This is a genomic window from Streptomyces sp. NPDC002138 (genome assembly GCF_040296485.1).
GTDB lineage: Bacteria > Actinomycetota > Actinomycetes > Streptomycetales > Streptomycetaceae > Streptomyces.
The window spans coordinates 1-13,828 of the sequence record NZ_JBEOXE010000028.1 but is presented as its reverse complement, the minus strand read 5'-3'; the positions used below and the strand labels follow the sequence as shown (position 1 = coordinate 13,828).

Genomic DNA, 13,828 nt, shown 5'->3' with positions numbered 1-13,828 from the left:
CACGTCCACCCCGCGCCGCCACTCTCACCCGATCTGGTGGGGATGTGCCTCTATCTGACCAAACCGAGGCCCCTCGCGGCATCACTCCTCGGAGCCAACTCCGTGTACGCCCGAGGGATGACACGACGAAGGCCCCCCGTCCCCATCCCGTAGGGGGTCGGAGGGCCTCGTCTCTGCCGAAGGACCTATCCGGCCCGGTGCACCACCGCGTCGCACAGCTCTTCCAGGGCCGACTTCGCGAAGCACTCGGGCAGCGGGGCCAGCGTGGCCCGCGCGTCCTCGGCGTAGCGGATGGTGTCGCGCCGCGCCTGCTCCAGCGCGGGGTGCACCCGCAGCCGGGACAGCACCTCGGCGTGCCGGGCGTCGTCGGTCAGGTCGCCGTCCAGGAGGCGTACGAGCTCCAGGTCGTCCTCGCGCCCGTCCCGGGCCGCCATCTCGCGCAGCAGGAGCACGGGCAGCGTCGGGATGCCCTCCCGCAGGTCCGTACCCGGCGTCTTGCCGGACTCGTGCGAGTCGGAGGCGATGTCCAGGACGTCGTCGGCGAGCTGGAAGGCGGTGCCGAGGCGCTCGCCGTACTGCGTGAGGATGTCGACGACCGACTCGTCGGCGCCGGACATCAGCGCGCCGAAACGGCCGGAGACGGCGATCAGCGAGCCGGTCTTGCCCGCGATGACGTCGAGGTAGTGGGCGACGGGGTCGCGGCCGTCGCGCGGGCCTGCCGTCTCCAGGATCTGACCCGTCACCAGCCGCTCGAAGGCCTCGGCCTGGATCCGGACGGCCTCGGGTCCGAGGTCGGCCAGGATGTGCGAGGCGCGGGCGAACAGGAAGTCACCCGTCAGGACGGCCACGGAGTTGCCCCAGCGGGTGTTCGCGCTGTCCACCCCGCGCCGGACGTCCGCCTCGTCCATGACGTCGTCGTGGTAGAGCGTGGCGAGATGCGTCAGCTCGACGACCACCGCGGACGGCACGATGCCGGGCGCGTAGGGATCGCCGAAGCGGGACGCGAGCATCACCAGCAGCGGCCGGAACCGCTTGCCGCCGGCTCTCACCAGATGCTGTGCGGCCTCGGTGATGAAAGGGACTTCACTCTTGGTCGCCTCCAGCAGACCCGCCTCGACTGCGGCCAGTCCGGCCTGGACATCGCTCTCAAGAGCCTGGTCCCGCACGCTCAGTCCGAACGGCCCGACGACGGTCACGAGGGGTACTCCTGTCTGCTGACGATCACGGTGACGATCACCTGGATTGTCGATGTGTCGCTGCCATCACTCAAGCCAGCGTATCCGGTCTGTTTTCGATCACCGAGAGCGCCCGCCGGGTCGCCACCCGCGCACCGCCCGAACCACCCCGGTATGTTCTTGAGGAGCCGATACGACCGGAGAATGCGTTTTGTCCAGAACAGCACCCGTGAGAGACGAACCGGCGGGCCCGGAGGCCGACCAGCCGCCGCCCGACGACGACCACGCCTTCCTCGGTCATCCCAGGGGCCTGGCGACGCTCTCCGGACTGGAGGTCTGGGAGCGCTTCTCGTTCCTGGGCATGCAGGCCATCCTGGTTCTCTACTTCGCGGACACCGTAGTCAACGGCGGCCTCGGAATGAACCCGGGAACCGCCGCGTCCGTGTCGGCCGCCTACGGAACCATGGTCTACCTCGTCTCCGTCGCCGGCGGCTGGCTCGCCGACCGGATCCTCGGTGCCTACCGCGCCGTCCTGTGGGGCGGCGTCCTGATCGCCTGCGGCCACTACGCGATGGCCGTGCCGACCGCCGCCATGACCTGGGCGGGCCTCGGCCTGATCAGCGCGGGCACCGGGCTCCTCAAGCCCAACGTGGCCAGCATGGTCGGCAAGCTCTACCGCACCGACGACCAGCGCCGCGACGCCGGTTTCGCCCTCTACTACATGGGGATCAACATCGGCGCGTTCGCCGGTCCCCTCATCACCGGCTGGCTCGGCGAGCACGAGGGCTGGCACTGGGGCTTCTCCGCCGCCGCCATCGGCATGACGGCGGGCCTGATCCAGTACGTCCTCGGACGCCGCCATCTGGCCGGACGAAAGCACTCCGCCGAGTACGCCCTCGCCCCCGCCGCGATGCGCCGCGCCGTGTGGACGATCGCGGTCGGACTGGTGGCCGTCGCCCTGCTCGCCACCCTGCTGGCCGGCCTCGGATGGCTCACCATGGGCCGGTTCGTCGACCTGCTCACCCTGATCTCGGTGATCGCCCCGGTCGTCTACTTCGCCGTCATGTTCCGCAGCCCCCGGGTGAGCGCCGAGGAGCGCGGCCGGCTGCGCCCGTACGTGGTGCTCTTCCTCGCCTCCGTCGCCTTCAACTTCATCCTGTTCCAGGCGTACTCGACGATGATGCTGCTGGCCTCGACGAACGCCCGGACCTCGATCCTCGGCTTCCACTTCCCCGCGAGCTGGTACGCCTCCGCGCTCGGCGCGTTCGAGGTGGCGCTGGCCCCGGTCGTCGCGGCCCTCTGGGTCCGGATGGGCCGCCGCCAGCCGCACTCCTCCAACAAGATCGCGATCGGGGTGATCCTGGGCGGCCTGTCCTTCCTGCTGATGGCCATCCCGACCTCCGGGCACGGCGGCGACGACACCTTCACGATGGCCGCCTGGTGGATCGTCGGCTCCTACCTCCTGCTCGGCCTCGGCGACGTCCTGCTGGAGACCTCCGGCATGTCGGCCACCACCAAACTCGCCCCGAAGGCCTACGCCAGCCAGACCATGGCCCTGTGGTTCCTCTCGCTGGCCCTCGCCAACGGCATCCAGGCCCAGGTGGTCAAGGTCTACGGCAAGGTCTCCGTCCCCGCGTACTTCGGCGTCAACGGCGCGATCGCGGTGGCCGCCGGCCTGGCCGTGATCGCCCTCGCGCCGTGGCTGCGGCGCACGATGCACCCCGTCCACTGAGCACCCGTCCACCGACCGCCCGCCGGTCCACGAGCATGGCGAGGGGCTGAGGCCGCGCATGATCATCCGCACCGACTTCCCGTACGGGACCACCCATGAGGATGTCCGGATTCCGCTCCCCGACGGAGTGGAGCTGTACGCCCGCATCTGGCGGCCGGTGACGGAGGAGCCCGTTCCGGCCCTGCTGGAGTACCTCCCGTACCGGCTCAGCGACTGGACCGCGCCCCGCGACCACCAGCGCCACCCCTGGTACGCCGGGCACGGCTACGCCTCGGTACGGGTCGACGTGCGCGGCCACGGCAACAGCGGCGGGCGGCCCGGCGACGAGTACGACGCCCGGGAACTGGCCGACGGCGTCGCCGTCGTGGAGTGGCTGGCCGCGCAGCCGTGGTGCACCGGCTCCGTCGGCATGTTCGGCATCTCCTGGGGCGGTTTCAACTCCCTGCAGATCGCCGCCCTCGCGCCCGAGCCGCTCAAGGCGGTCGTCACCGTCTGCTCGACCGACGACCGCTACGACAACGACGTCCACTACATGGGCGGTTCCGTCCTCGCCGTCGACATGCACGCCTGGGCCGCCACCATGCTCGCCTTCACCGCCCGGCCGCCGGACCCGCTGTACGCGGGCGACGGCTGGAAGGAGCAGTGGCTGGAGCGGCTGGAGGCCGTCGAACCGCTCGTCCACACCTGGCTCGCGCACCAGACCCGCGACGGCTACTGGAAGCACGGCAGCGTCTGCGAGGACTACGCCGCGATCGGCGCGGCCGTGCTCGCCGTCGGCGGCTGGCACGACCCCTACCGGGACACCGTCCTGCGGCTGGTCGAGCACCTGCCGGCCGACCGGGTGCGCGGCCTGATCGGCCCCTGGTCCCACCAGTACCCCGACCGCGGCCTGCCGCCCGGCCCGGCGATCGGCTTCCTCCAGGAGACGCTGCGGTGGTGGGACCACTGGCTCAAGGGCGTGGACAACGGGGTCATGGACGAGCCGCTGCTGCGCTCCTGGATCAGCGAGTCGCACCCTCCGGCGACCGTCTACGAACGGCTGGAGGGCCGCTGGGTCGGTGACGCCGCCTGGCCCTCCCCCGCGGTCGCGCCGGTCTCGTACGGACTCCAGGGCGGCCCCGTGCTCGTGGCGTCGCCGCAGCACACCGGGCTGGACGCGGGGCGCTTCTTCCCCTTCGGCAACGACGGCGACCTGCCGCCGGACCAGCGGGAGGAGGACGCCAAGTCGGCCTGCTTCGAATTCCCGGTGGGCGCGGGCGAGCGGCTGGAGATCCTGGGCCGCCCGCGGGTCACCCTGCGGCTGCGGATGGACGTGCCGTACGGGCAGGTGGTGGCCCGGGTCTGCGACGTGGCGCCCGACGGGTCCTCGACGCTGGTCACCCGGGGGGCCCTGAACCTGTCGGCGCGGCGGGGGCGGGACAAGGCGGTGCCGTGGCCGGTGGGCGCGTACGAGGACGTCACCTTCGAGCTGAACGGGATCGGCCACGCCTTTCCGCCCGGGCACCGGATCCGGCTCGCGGTGTCCTCCGCGTACTGGCCGTGGATCTGGCCGCGGGCCGGGTCGCAGGCGGGCTGGACGCTGGAGCCGGCGGGCAGTGCGCTGACCCTGCCGGTGCGGGATCCGGGGGCCGGGGCGGGGCGGGAGATCACCTTCGAACCCCCGGAGCAGTCCGAGGGGCTCGGCGTGGTCCACCCCGCCACGCTGGACGAACCGCGTCCGGAGCGGCTGCTCGTCCGGGACGTGGCGCGGGGGCTGTGGCGCCTGGAGGTGGACCCCCGGTACGGGGGCACTCGGGTGTACCCGGACGGGCTGGAGTTCAGCGAGGACGCGCGGGAGGTGTACGAGATCGAGGACGGCGACCCGCTGTCGGCCCGGACGCTCTCGGAGTGGCGGATCCGGCTGCACCGGCCGGAGCGGGGCTGGGACGCGAGGGTGGAGACCCGGTCGGAGATCTCGTGCGACGAGGGCGGCTTCCTGACGTCGGACGAGGTCGTGTGCCGGGAGGGGGACGAGGTCCTCTTCCACCGCACCTGGACCCGCCGCCTCCCCCGCACGGCGGGCTGACCCTTGATCCGGGTTCACGGGCCTCCGCCCCCCTGCCTCCGGCGGGCCCTCAAACGCCGGGCAGGCTGACTTTGCCCGGGCCCACCCGGGCCCACACCCAGCCCCGCCGGCGATTGAGGCGCCCCCGGAGGGGACGGCCAGCGGTCGCCGCCACACCACGTCGCCTCCGGCGGGCCCTCAAACGCCGGGCAGGCTGACTTTGCCCGGGCCCACACCCAGCCGGGCGGGCTGACTTTGCCCCCGGGCCTCGCTACGCGTACAGGCGTTCCAGGACGACCGCGATGCCGTCCGCCTCGTTCGACAGGGTCACCTCGTCCGCCACCGCGACCAGCTCGCGGTGCGCGTTCGCCATCGCCACCCCGTGCGCGGCCCACGTGAACATGGGGATGTCGTTCGGCATGTCACCGAAGGCGATCGTCGACGAGGCGTCCAGGCCGAGGACGGCCGCCGCCCGGGCCAGGCCGCTCGCCTTGTCGATGCCCGGCGGCTGGAGTTCCACCGTGTGTTCCCCGGCCATCGTGACGTTCACGAGGTCGCCGACCACGCCCCGCGCGATCCGGGTCAGTTCGTCGTCGTCCAGCGCGGGGTGCTGGAGCAGCACCTTGTTGATCGGGGCCGACCACAGGTCCGCCCGGCGCGGCACCCGGACGGTCGGCAGGTGCGGGTGCCACATCCGGTAGCCCGGCCCTATCAGCATCTCCGCGTCCACCCCCTCCCGGTTGACGGCCACGAACACCTCGCCGACCTCCGCCTCGATCTTGCCGAGCGCGACCTCCGCCAGCTCCCGGTCCAGGGGGACGGAGTACAGCATGCGCCCGGCCGCCACGTCGTACACCTGCGCGCCCTGCCCGCACACCGCGAGCCCCGTGTAGCCGAGGTCCTCCAGGACGTGGCGGACCTGCGGCACGGGGCGCCCGGTGACGATGATGTGCCGGGCGCCCGCCGCGCGCGCCGTCGCGAGCGCCGCGTACGAGCGGGCGGAGACCGTGTCACCGGCGCGCAGCAGAGTCCCGTCCAGGTCAGTGGCGATCAGGGCATACGGGAGGGCGCGAAGGGGGGCGGAAGTCACGGGTTCAAGGATACGGACCTCGTTGGACAAGTCCTACAAATAGCGCCCCAATCCGGCCTCCCGCAGGCCCCACCAGGCACGTAACGTGTCAACAAGACCCGGGACACCCCCGGACCGCCCGGAAAGCGAGGCAGTATCCCATGCCCCTGCAGAGCCCCCTCGACGTTCCCGAGGGCGACCCGTTCGGGCCGCACAACCTCCCGTACGGCGTGTTCTCCACCGCCGAGGAGACGGGCGGGGACGCGGAGCCCCGGCGGCGCATCGGCGTGCGGATCGGCGCGTACGTCCTGGACGCCGGCGCCGTCGCCCTCGCGCTCGGGTCCCCGTACGCCGGCCTGCTCGGCCGGCCCACCCTCAACCCGCTGCTGGCGGCGGGCCGCACCACCTGGCACGACGTGCGCCGCGCGCTCACCGCGTGGGTCACCGACCCGGGCCACCGCCCCGCCGTCGAGCCCCACCTGGTGCCGCTCGACGCCGTCACCATGCACCTGCCGTACGAGGTCGCGGACTACGTCGACTTCTACGCGAGCGAGCACCACGCCACCAATGTGGGGCGGATCTTCCGGCCGGACGGGGACGCGCTCACCCCCAACTGGAAGCACCTGCCCATCGGTTACCACGGCCGCGCGGGCACCCTCGTCGTCTCCGGCACGGACGTCGTGCGGCCCTGCGGCCAGCGCAAGGCGCCCGCGGACCCCGCGCCCGTCTTCGGCCCGAGCATCAAGCTCGACATCGAGGCGGAGGTCGGCTTCGTCGTCGGCACCCCCTCCGAGCTGGGCACGGCCGTGCCCCTCGGTGACTTCCGCGAGCACGTCTTCGGTCTCTTCCTGCTCAACGACTGGTCGGCGCGCGACATCCAGGCCTGGGAGTACGTCCCGCTCGGCCCGTTCCTCGGCAAGTCCTTCGCGACCTCCGTCTCCGCCTGGGTCACCCCGCTGGAGGCCCTGGACGCGGCCCGCGTCGCGCCCCCGGCGCGCGACTTCCCGCTGCTGCCCTACCTCGACGACAGCGACGCCGGAGCCGACGAGCAGGGCGGCTTCGACCTGCACATCACGGTCTCGATCAACGGCCACGAGGTCGCGCACCCGCCGTTCTCCTCGATGTACTGGACGGCCGCCCAGCAGCTCGCCCACATGACCGTCAACGGCGCCTCCCTGCGCACCGGCGACGTCTACGGCTCGGGCACCGTCAGCGGCCCCGAGACCGGCCAGCGAGGCTCGCTCCTGGAGCTGACCTGGAACGGCCGCGACGCCCTCGAACTGCCCGACGGCAAGCGCACCTTCCTGGAGGACGGCGACACCGTCACCCTCACCGCCTGGGCCCCCGGCCCCGACGGCACCAGGGTCGGCCTCGGCGAGGTCACCGGCACCATCGCCGCCGCCCGCATCGCGGACGCCCGCTAGTCCACACCCCGGGACGCGACCTCCCACCGGGGTGGCGGATCTTTCCGCCACCCCGGTGAAAGCCCAGGTCAGAGCGGCGCTCCGGGCCCAGCCCGGTGGCGCAACACTGCGGAAACACCACCGCGCGGGGCCCGTCGGTATGTTCCGTCGCATGCCAGCCGAACGCATCCGTGAGCACACCGTCCCGGTCGCCGCCGCGCGCCGCCGACGGCTGCGCGCGGACCGCGCCCGGCAGCTCGCCGACCTGCTCCGCCACCAGGTCCTCGCGGGCCACTTCCCCGGCGGGGTCCTCCCGCTGGAGGACACCCTCGCCGCCGACTACCGCGCCAGCCGCAACACCGTCCGCCAAGCCCTCGACCTGCTGCGCGGCGAGCGGCTCGTGGCCCGCCAGCCCGGCGTCGGCACCGTCGTGGTCTGCGCGAAGTACCCGCACGGCCTCGACCGCCTCCAGGGCCTGGCCGAGACCCTGCACGACCACGGCACGGTCACCAACGAGGTCCGCGCGGTGGGGCCCGTACCCGCCCCGGCGCCCGTCGCGGAGCGCCTGCGCGTCCCCGAACACGGCGACGTCCTCTACATCGAGCGGCTGCGGCGGCTCGACGGCCTGCCGCTCTCCCTCGACCTCACCTACGTCCCGATGGACATCGGCGCCCGGCTCCTGGACTGCGACCTGGAGCACACCGACGTCTTCCGGCTGCTGGAGACCCTGACCGGCCGCCCGCTCGGGCACGCCGAGGTCACCCTGGAGGCCGTCAACGCCGACGCGCACTCCGCCGCCGTCCTGCAGGCCCCGCGCGGCGCCGCCGTGCTGATGCTGGAGCGGCTCACCCACCTCGACGACGGACGCCCCGTCGACCTGGAGTTCATCCGCTTCCGCGGCGACCGGATCACCATGAGCGGCCTGCTGCGCCGCGACCGCTGACCCGCGACCGCTGACCCAACCCCCCGAACCCGCCCTCCACTCCTTCCTGGAGACAGTCATGCCTCTGGCCCCCCAGCGCGGCGACGTGCCCGTGACCATCGACGAGTCCCTGTGCATCGACGGCTGCACCCTCTGCGTCGACATGTGTCCGCTCGACTCCCTCGCCATCCGCCAGGACAACGGCAAGGCCTACATGCACGTCGACGAGTGCTGGTACTGCGGCCCGTGCGCCGCCCGCTGTCCCACCGGCGCGGTGACCGTCAACATGCCCTACCTGCTCCGGTGAAAGGCCCTGCCCCCATGTGGACCCTGCGGACCCCGCGGACCCCGATGCGTACGAGAGCCCTCGCGCCCGCGCTCCTCCTGCTGGCCCCGCTGCCCATGGCCACCGCCTGCGGCGGCGGCGCGGCCGGGGCGGACGGCGCCAAGACGGTCACCGTGACCGTCGGCTACCAGTCCAAGACCATCAACACCGTCACCGCCGGCACCCTGCTGCGCTCCCTCGGCTACTTCGAGGCGGAGCTGGCCGCCCGCGGCGAGCGGGACGGGGTGACGTACAAGGTCGACTGGCAGGACTACGCGACCGGCGCGCCCATCACCGCCCAGATGACCGCCGGGAAGATCGACATCGGTTCGATGGGCGACTTCCCGCTGCTCATCAACGCGGCCCGCGGCAAGGAGCTGAAACAGCCCACCCACCTGGTGTCGGTCACCGGCTACAACCTGCGCGGCGGCCTCAACACCGTCGTCACCGCCCCCGGTTCGAAGCTGGAGTCGCTGAGCGACCTGCGCGGCAAGAAGGTGTCGACGAGCGTCGGCTCGGCCGCCGACGGCACGCTCGTACGGGCCCTGCAGCGCGCCGGGATCGACCCCGAGAAGGGCATCCAGAAACTCAACCAGCAGCCCAGCGTGGGCGCGTCCGCGCTCCAGGCGGGCAGCGTGGACGCGCTGTCGCAGTTCGTGGCCTGGCCGGGCCAGCTCGCCTTCGAGGGCCGCGCCAAGGCCCTGTACGACGGGGCCGAACTGAACCTGGCGACCTTCCACGGCGTCACGGTCCGGGAGAGGTTCGCAAGCGAACGGGCGGGCGTCCTCGACGACTTCCTGCGCGCCCAGCAGAAGGCGACCGCCTACCTGCGCGACCAGCCGGTGGCCGCCGCCGAGACGGTGGCCAAGGAGACCGGGCTGCCCGCGGAGGTGGTGTACCTCTACAACGGCGCCCAGGGCATCGCGACCTTCGACCCGGCGCTGCGGCCCGAGCTGATCGCCGCGCTCAAGCAGGACGTGCCGGTGCTGGCGGCGGCCAAACTGGTCACCGCGGTCGACGTGGACGCCTTCGTGGACCCCGAGCCGCTGAAGCGGATCGCGGCCGCCGGCGGCCCGGCCTACCCGCCGCCGGCCGCCCCGCGCCCCGAGCTGTGGCTCAAGGGGCAGCCCCGGACCACGGCCTACGACTCCCCGCGCGACCTGCTCAAGGCGGCGCGCGCGGCGGGCGGTTCGGTGCGGGCCGCCTACGTCCCGGACGCGGTGACCGGCACCCCCTGGTTCGCCGACAAGGCCGTGTGGGTGGCCGAGGGCGCCGAGCTGCGCGCCTTCGTCACCCCCGCGGGCGCCACGGCGTACGTCGCCGCGCACTCCGGCGGCGGGGCGCGCACGGTGACGTACGAGGAGGCCGTGGGGCTCGCCGGGTCCTCCGCATGAGCGGCGCGGGCCGCAGGCTGCTGCGGCTGTCCTCCCTCGCGGCGGCACTGCTGGCCTGGCAGCTGCTCACCTCGCTGGACGTGCATCTGTGGCTGCGCTTCGAGCAGTTCCCGACGGTCGGCGAGGTCGCCGCGAAGTTCGCCGAGCGCGCGGCGACCGGCCCGTACTGGCAGGACCTCGCCGACAGCCTGCGCCGGATCGTCACCGGCTTCGTGCTCGCCGCGGTGCTGGGGGTGGCGGTGGGCACGGCCACCGCCCGCTCGAAGGTGGCCGCCGACCTGCTGGGGCCGGTGCTGGAGGTGCTGCGCCCGATCCCCGCGATCGCGCTCGTCCCGGTGGCGATCCTGCTGTTCCCCTCCAACGAGCAGGGGATCGTCTTCATCACCTGCGCGGCCGCCTTCTTCCCGGTCCTGGTCTCCACCCGGCACGCGGTCCGGGCGCTGAGCCCGGTGTGGGAGGAGGCCGTCCTGACCCTGGGCGGCGGCCGGGCGCGGGTGCTGTTCTCCGTGGTCCTGCCGGGCGCGCTGCCGGGAATCTTCGGCGGGCTGTCGGTGGGCATCGGGGTGTCCTGGATCTGTGTGATCTCCGCCGAGATGATCTCCGGCGAGTACGGGGTCGGCTACCGCACCTGGCAGGACTACACGGTGGTCGACTATCCCGGCGTCTTCGTCGGCATGGCCACGATCGGCGCCCTCGGCTGGCTGACCTCGACGGCCGTCGAACGGGTGGGCCGGCGGCTGACCCGCTGGCTCCCCGAGCGCGCCCCCGAGCCCGCTCGCCCCCCGCGCGCCCGGAAGGCACCGGCGACGAAAGAGGTGACGGCCGCATGAGCACCACGACCACCCCCGCGCAGGCGCAGGCGGCCCCCGGCGCACGCGTCCCGGGCGCCCGCTTCGCGCTGCGCGGCGTACGCCTCGGACGGGGCCCGGGCGTCGTCCTCGACGGAGTGGAACTGGAGGTCGAGGCGGGCGAGGTACTGGCCGTCGTCGGCCCCTCCGGCTGCGGGAAGTCCACCCTGCTGCGGACCCTCGCCGGGCTGCTCCCGCCGCTCGCGGGCAGCGTGGAACAGGACGGCCGGCCCGTGCTGCGCCCGGACGCGGACCGGGCGCTGGTCTTTCAGGACGACGCCCTGCTGCCCTGGCGGACCGTGCGGGCGAACGTCGAACTCCCGCTCGCGATCCGCCGCGTGCCCCGGGCGCGGCGGCGCGCCACGGCCGCGGACTGGCTGGCCCGGGTGGGCCTGGCCGAGCACGCGGGCAAGCTCCCCCACCAGCTCTCCGGCGGCCAGCGCCAGCGGGTCCAGCTGGCCCGGGCCCTGGCGGGCGGCCCGCGCGCCGTCCTGATGGACGAACCCTTCGGCGCGCTCGACGCCCGTACCCGCGCCGAGATGCAGGACCTGCTGGTCGAGGTGCTCGCCGGGACCGGCGCGACCGTCGTCTTCGTCACGCACGACGTGGACGAGGCCCTCTTCCTGGGCGACCGGGTCGCGCTGCTCGCCGCCGGGCGCGTGCTCGGCGTACCGCGGCCGCGCGACCGGTCGGCGGCCGGCCACGCCCCGCACGAGGCCCTGCGCGAGGAGGTCCTGCGCTCGCTGCGCGAGGACCCGGCGGCCCCCGACAGCACCGCCCGATGAACGGAACCGAACGGAAAGGCAGCACCGTGGACATCCCCGCGATCGGCTCGGCCGAGGAGATCTCCTGCGACGTCCTCGTCATCGGCGGCGGCACCGCCGGGACGATGGCGGCGCTGACGGCCGCCGAGCGGGGCGCCCGCGTGCTCCTGCTCGAGAAGGCGCACGTACGGCACTCCGGCGCCCTCGCCATGGGCATGGACGGCGTCAACAACGCCGTCGTGCCGGGCCGCGCCGAGCCCGACGACTACGTCGCCGAGATCACCCGCGCCAACGACGGGATCGTCGACCAGTCCACGGTGCGCCAGACCGCCACGCGCGGCTTCGCGATGGTGCAGCGCCTGGAGCGGTACGGGGTGAAGTTCGAGAAGGACGAGCACGGCGAATACGCGGTGCGCCAGGTGCACCGCTCCGGCTCCTACGTGCTGCCGATGCCCGAGGGCAAGGACGTCAAGAAGGTCCTCTACCGGCAGCTGCGGCGGCGCGAGATGCGCGAGCTGATCCGGATCGAGAACCGGGTGATGCCGGTGCGCGTGCTCACCTCGCCCGAGGACGGCCGGGCGATCGGGGCGGCCGGCTTCCACACCCGCACGGGTGCCTTCGTGACCGTGCGCGCCGGGGCCGTGATCCTGGCGACCGGCCCGTGCGGACGCCTCGGACTGCCCGCCTCCGGCTACCTCTACGGCACGTACGAGAACCCGACCAACGCGGGCGACGGCTACGCCATGGCCTACCACGCGGGCGCCGCCCTGACCGGGATCGAGTGCTTCCAGATCAATCCGCTGATCAAGGACTACAACGGGCCGGCGTGCGCGTACGTCGCCAACCCCTTCGGCGGCTACCAGGTCAACCGGCACGGCGAGCGGTTCGTCGACTCCGACTACTGGTCGGGCCAGATGATGGCCGAGTTCGCCGCCGAACTGGCCTCCGACCGGGGGCCGGTGTACCTCAAGCTCAGCCACCTCCCCGAGGAGTCCGTCGCCTCCCTCGAATCGATCCTGCACACCACCGAACGCCCCACGCGCGGCACCTTCCACGCGAACCGCGGGCACGACTACCGCACCCACGACATCGAGATGCACATCTCGGAGATCGGCCTGTGCGGCGGCCACTCGGCCTCGGGCGTCCGGGTCGACGCGCACGCGCGCACCACGGTGGACCGGCTGTACGCGGCCGGGGACCTGGCGTCCGTACCGCACAACTACATGATCGGCGCGTTCGTCTTCGGCGACCTGGCGGGCGCGGACGCCTCCCGGTACACGGCGTACGAGGGCCCCCTCCCCACGGACCAGGTGGCCGCCGCGCACGAACTGGTCTACCGGCCGCTGCGGCACCCGGACGGGCCGCCGCAGCCGCAGGTCGAGTACAAGCTGCGGCGGTTCGTGAACGACTACGTGGCCCCGCCGAAGACCGGCGCGAAGCTCTCGCTCGCGGTGGAGGCCTTCGACCGGATGTCCGGGGAGATCGCGGAGATGGGCGCGCTCACCGCGCACGAGCTGATGCGGTGCGCGGAGGTGTCGTTCATCCGGGACTGCGCGGAGATGGCGGCCCGCTCGTCGCTGGCCCGCACCGAGTCCCGCTGGGGGCTCTACCACGAGCGGCTCGACCATCCGGAGCGCGACGACGAGGACTGGCTCTATCACCTGGACCTGCGCAAGTCCCCCGGCGGGGCGATGGAGTTCACGGCGCGCCCGGTCGAGCCGTACGTGGTGCCGGTCGCGGAGTTCGCCCCGGCGGGCGGGGCCTCCCGGCACCTGGGCGAGGTGCACCCGTGGGACGTCGCGACGGCGGGTCCGCGGACGGCGCCGGTGGTGACCCCCGCGCTCGCGGCCTCCCCCGCGGCACCGGCCTCCCCCGCGCTGCGGCGGGGCCCGGGCTCGCCCCGGATCCTCGAACTGCTCGCGCTGGCGGAGGAGGCGCCGGGGCTCGCGGCGCTGCTGCCCTATCTCACCGACCCGGATCCGGCGGTGCGCGCGGCCGCCGTGGCCGCGGTCGGCGAAACCCTCCCCGCGGGGGCCGGGCCCGCGCTCGCCGAGCGGCTCCGGGTTGAACGGGAACTCCTCGGCCACGGCGTTGAATCCGAGGCAGAGGGCGCGCAGCTCGGCGGGTGTCATGCGGTCTCCTCCTTGACGGC

The 13,828-nt window shown here is 73.3% G+C and carries 11 protein-coding genes; 9 read left to right on the top strand and 2 right to left on the bottom strand.

The genetic code is table 11. The features are described from left to right. Positions 1-185: 185 nt before the first annotated feature. A complete protein-coding gene (locus tag ABT084_RS19550) occupies positions 186-1,196 on the bottom strand; it encodes a polyprenyl synthetase family protein (RefSeq protein WP_351045259.1) in 1,011 nt (336 codons plus the stop codon). Positions 1,197-1,404: 208 nt separating this feature from the next. On the opposite strand from ABT084_RS19550, the gene ABT084_RS19545 reads away from it, so the two are divergent. Both ABT084_RS19545 and ABT084_RS19540 read left to right on the top strand, forming a co-directional pair. Beyond that, complete coding sequence (locus ABT084_RS19545; protein ID WP_351045256.1) at positions 1,405-2,907, top strand: peptide MFS transporter; 1,503 nt, start codon at positions 1,405-1,407, stop codon at positions 2,905-2,907. Positions 2,908-2,965: 58 nt separating this feature from the next. After that, a complete protein-coding gene (locus tag ABT084_RS19540; protein ID WP_351045253.1) occupies positions 2,966-4,972 on the top strand; it encodes a CocE/NonD family hydrolase in 2,007 nt (668 codons plus the stop codon). Between the two features lie 250 nt (positions 4,973-5,222). Here the strand turns inward: ABT084_RS19540 and ABT084_RS19535 are convergent, their stop codons facing one another. Then, the gene (locus ABT084_RS19535; RefSeq protein WP_351045250.1) at positions 5,223-6,041 is read right to left on the bottom strand and encodes an HAD family hydrolase; all 819 of its coding nucleotides are present in this window, start codon (positions 6,039-6,041) and stop codon (positions 5,223-5,225) included. Positions 6,042-6,181: 140 nt separating this feature from the next. Between ABT084_RS19535 and fahA the strand changes: the two genes are divergently transcribed. From fahA to ABT084_RS19500, 7 genes are all read left to right on the top strand, one after another. After that, a complete protein-coding gene (gene fahA / locus ABT084_RS19530) occupies positions 6,182-7,444 on the top strand; it encodes a fumarylacetoacetase (protein ID WP_351045248.1) in 1,263 nt (420 codons plus the stop codon). Positions 7,445-7,595: 151 nt separating this feature from the next. Then, a complete protein-coding gene (locus ABT084_RS19525) occupies positions 7,596-8,366 on the top strand; it encodes a GntR family transcriptional regulator (RefSeq protein ID WP_351045245.1) in 771 nt (256 codons plus the stop codon). 58 nt (positions 8,367-8,424) lie between these two features. Beyond that, on the top strand, positions 8,425-8,652 hold the full coding sequence (locus ABT084_RS19520; protein WP_351045243.1) for a 4Fe-4S dicluster domain-containing protein: 228 nt from the start codon (positions 8,425-8,427) through the stop codon (positions 8,650-8,652). A gap of 44 nt (positions 8,653-8,696) precedes the next feature. Continuing rightward, entirely contained in the window at positions 8,697-10,064 is a 1,368-nt protein-coding gene (locus tag ABT084_RS19515; RefSeq protein WP_351045240.1) for an ABC transporter substrate-binding protein, read from the top strand. Continuing rightward, positions 10,061-10,894 carry an ABC transporter permease gene (locus ABT084_RS19510; RefSeq protein ID WP_351045237.1) on the top strand — a complete coding sequence of 278 codons (834 nt, stop codon included), beginning with the start codon at positions 10,061-10,063 and terminating at the stop codon, positions 10,892-10,894. The genes ABT084_RS19515 and ABT084_RS19510 overlap by 4 nt, the downstream gene beginning before the upstream one ends. Then, entirely contained in the window at positions 10,891-11,697 is an 807-nt protein-coding gene (locus tag ABT084_RS19505) for an ABC transporter ATP-binding protein (protein ID WP_351045235.1), read from the top strand. Before ABT084_RS19510 ends, ABT084_RS19505 begins: the two co-directional genes overlap by 4 nt. Then, a partial coding sequence (locus tag ABT084_RS19500; protein ID WP_351045232.1) for a fumarate reductase/succinate dehydrogenase flavoprotein subunit occupies positions 11,694-13,828 on the top strand: 2,135 nt, incomplete at its 3' end. The genes ABT084_RS19505 and ABT084_RS19500, both read left to right, overlap by 4 nt.

Coding starts and splice junctions, on each gene's coding strand:
- ABT084_RS19525 (WP_351045245.1), top strand. CDS start 7,596: ATGCCAGCCGAACGCATCCGTGAGCACACCGTCCCGGTCGCCGCCGCG.
- ABT084_RS19505 (WP_351045235.1), top strand. CDS start 10,891: ATGAGCACCACGACCACCCCCGCGCAGGCGCAGGCGGCCCCCGGCGCA.
- ABT084_RS19510 (WP_351045237.1), top strand. CDS start 10,061: ATGAGCGGCGCGGGCCGCAGGCTGCTGCGGCTGTCCTCCCTCGCGGCG.
- ABT084_RS19515 (WP_351045240.1), top strand. CDS start 8,697: ATGCGTACGAGAGCCCTCGCGCCCGCGCTCCTCCTGCTGGCCCCGCTG.
- ABT084_RS19540 (WP_351045253.1), top strand. CDS start 2,966: ATGATCATCCGCACCGACTTCCCGTACGGGACCACCCATGAGGATGTC.
- ABT084_RS19520 (WP_351045243.1), top strand. CDS start 8,425: ATGCCTCTGGCCCCCCAGCGCGGCGACGTGCCCGTGACCATCGACGAG.
- fahA (WP_351045248.1), top strand. CDS start 6,182: ATGCCCCTGCAGAGCCCCCTCGACGTTCCCGAGGGCGACCCGTTCGGG.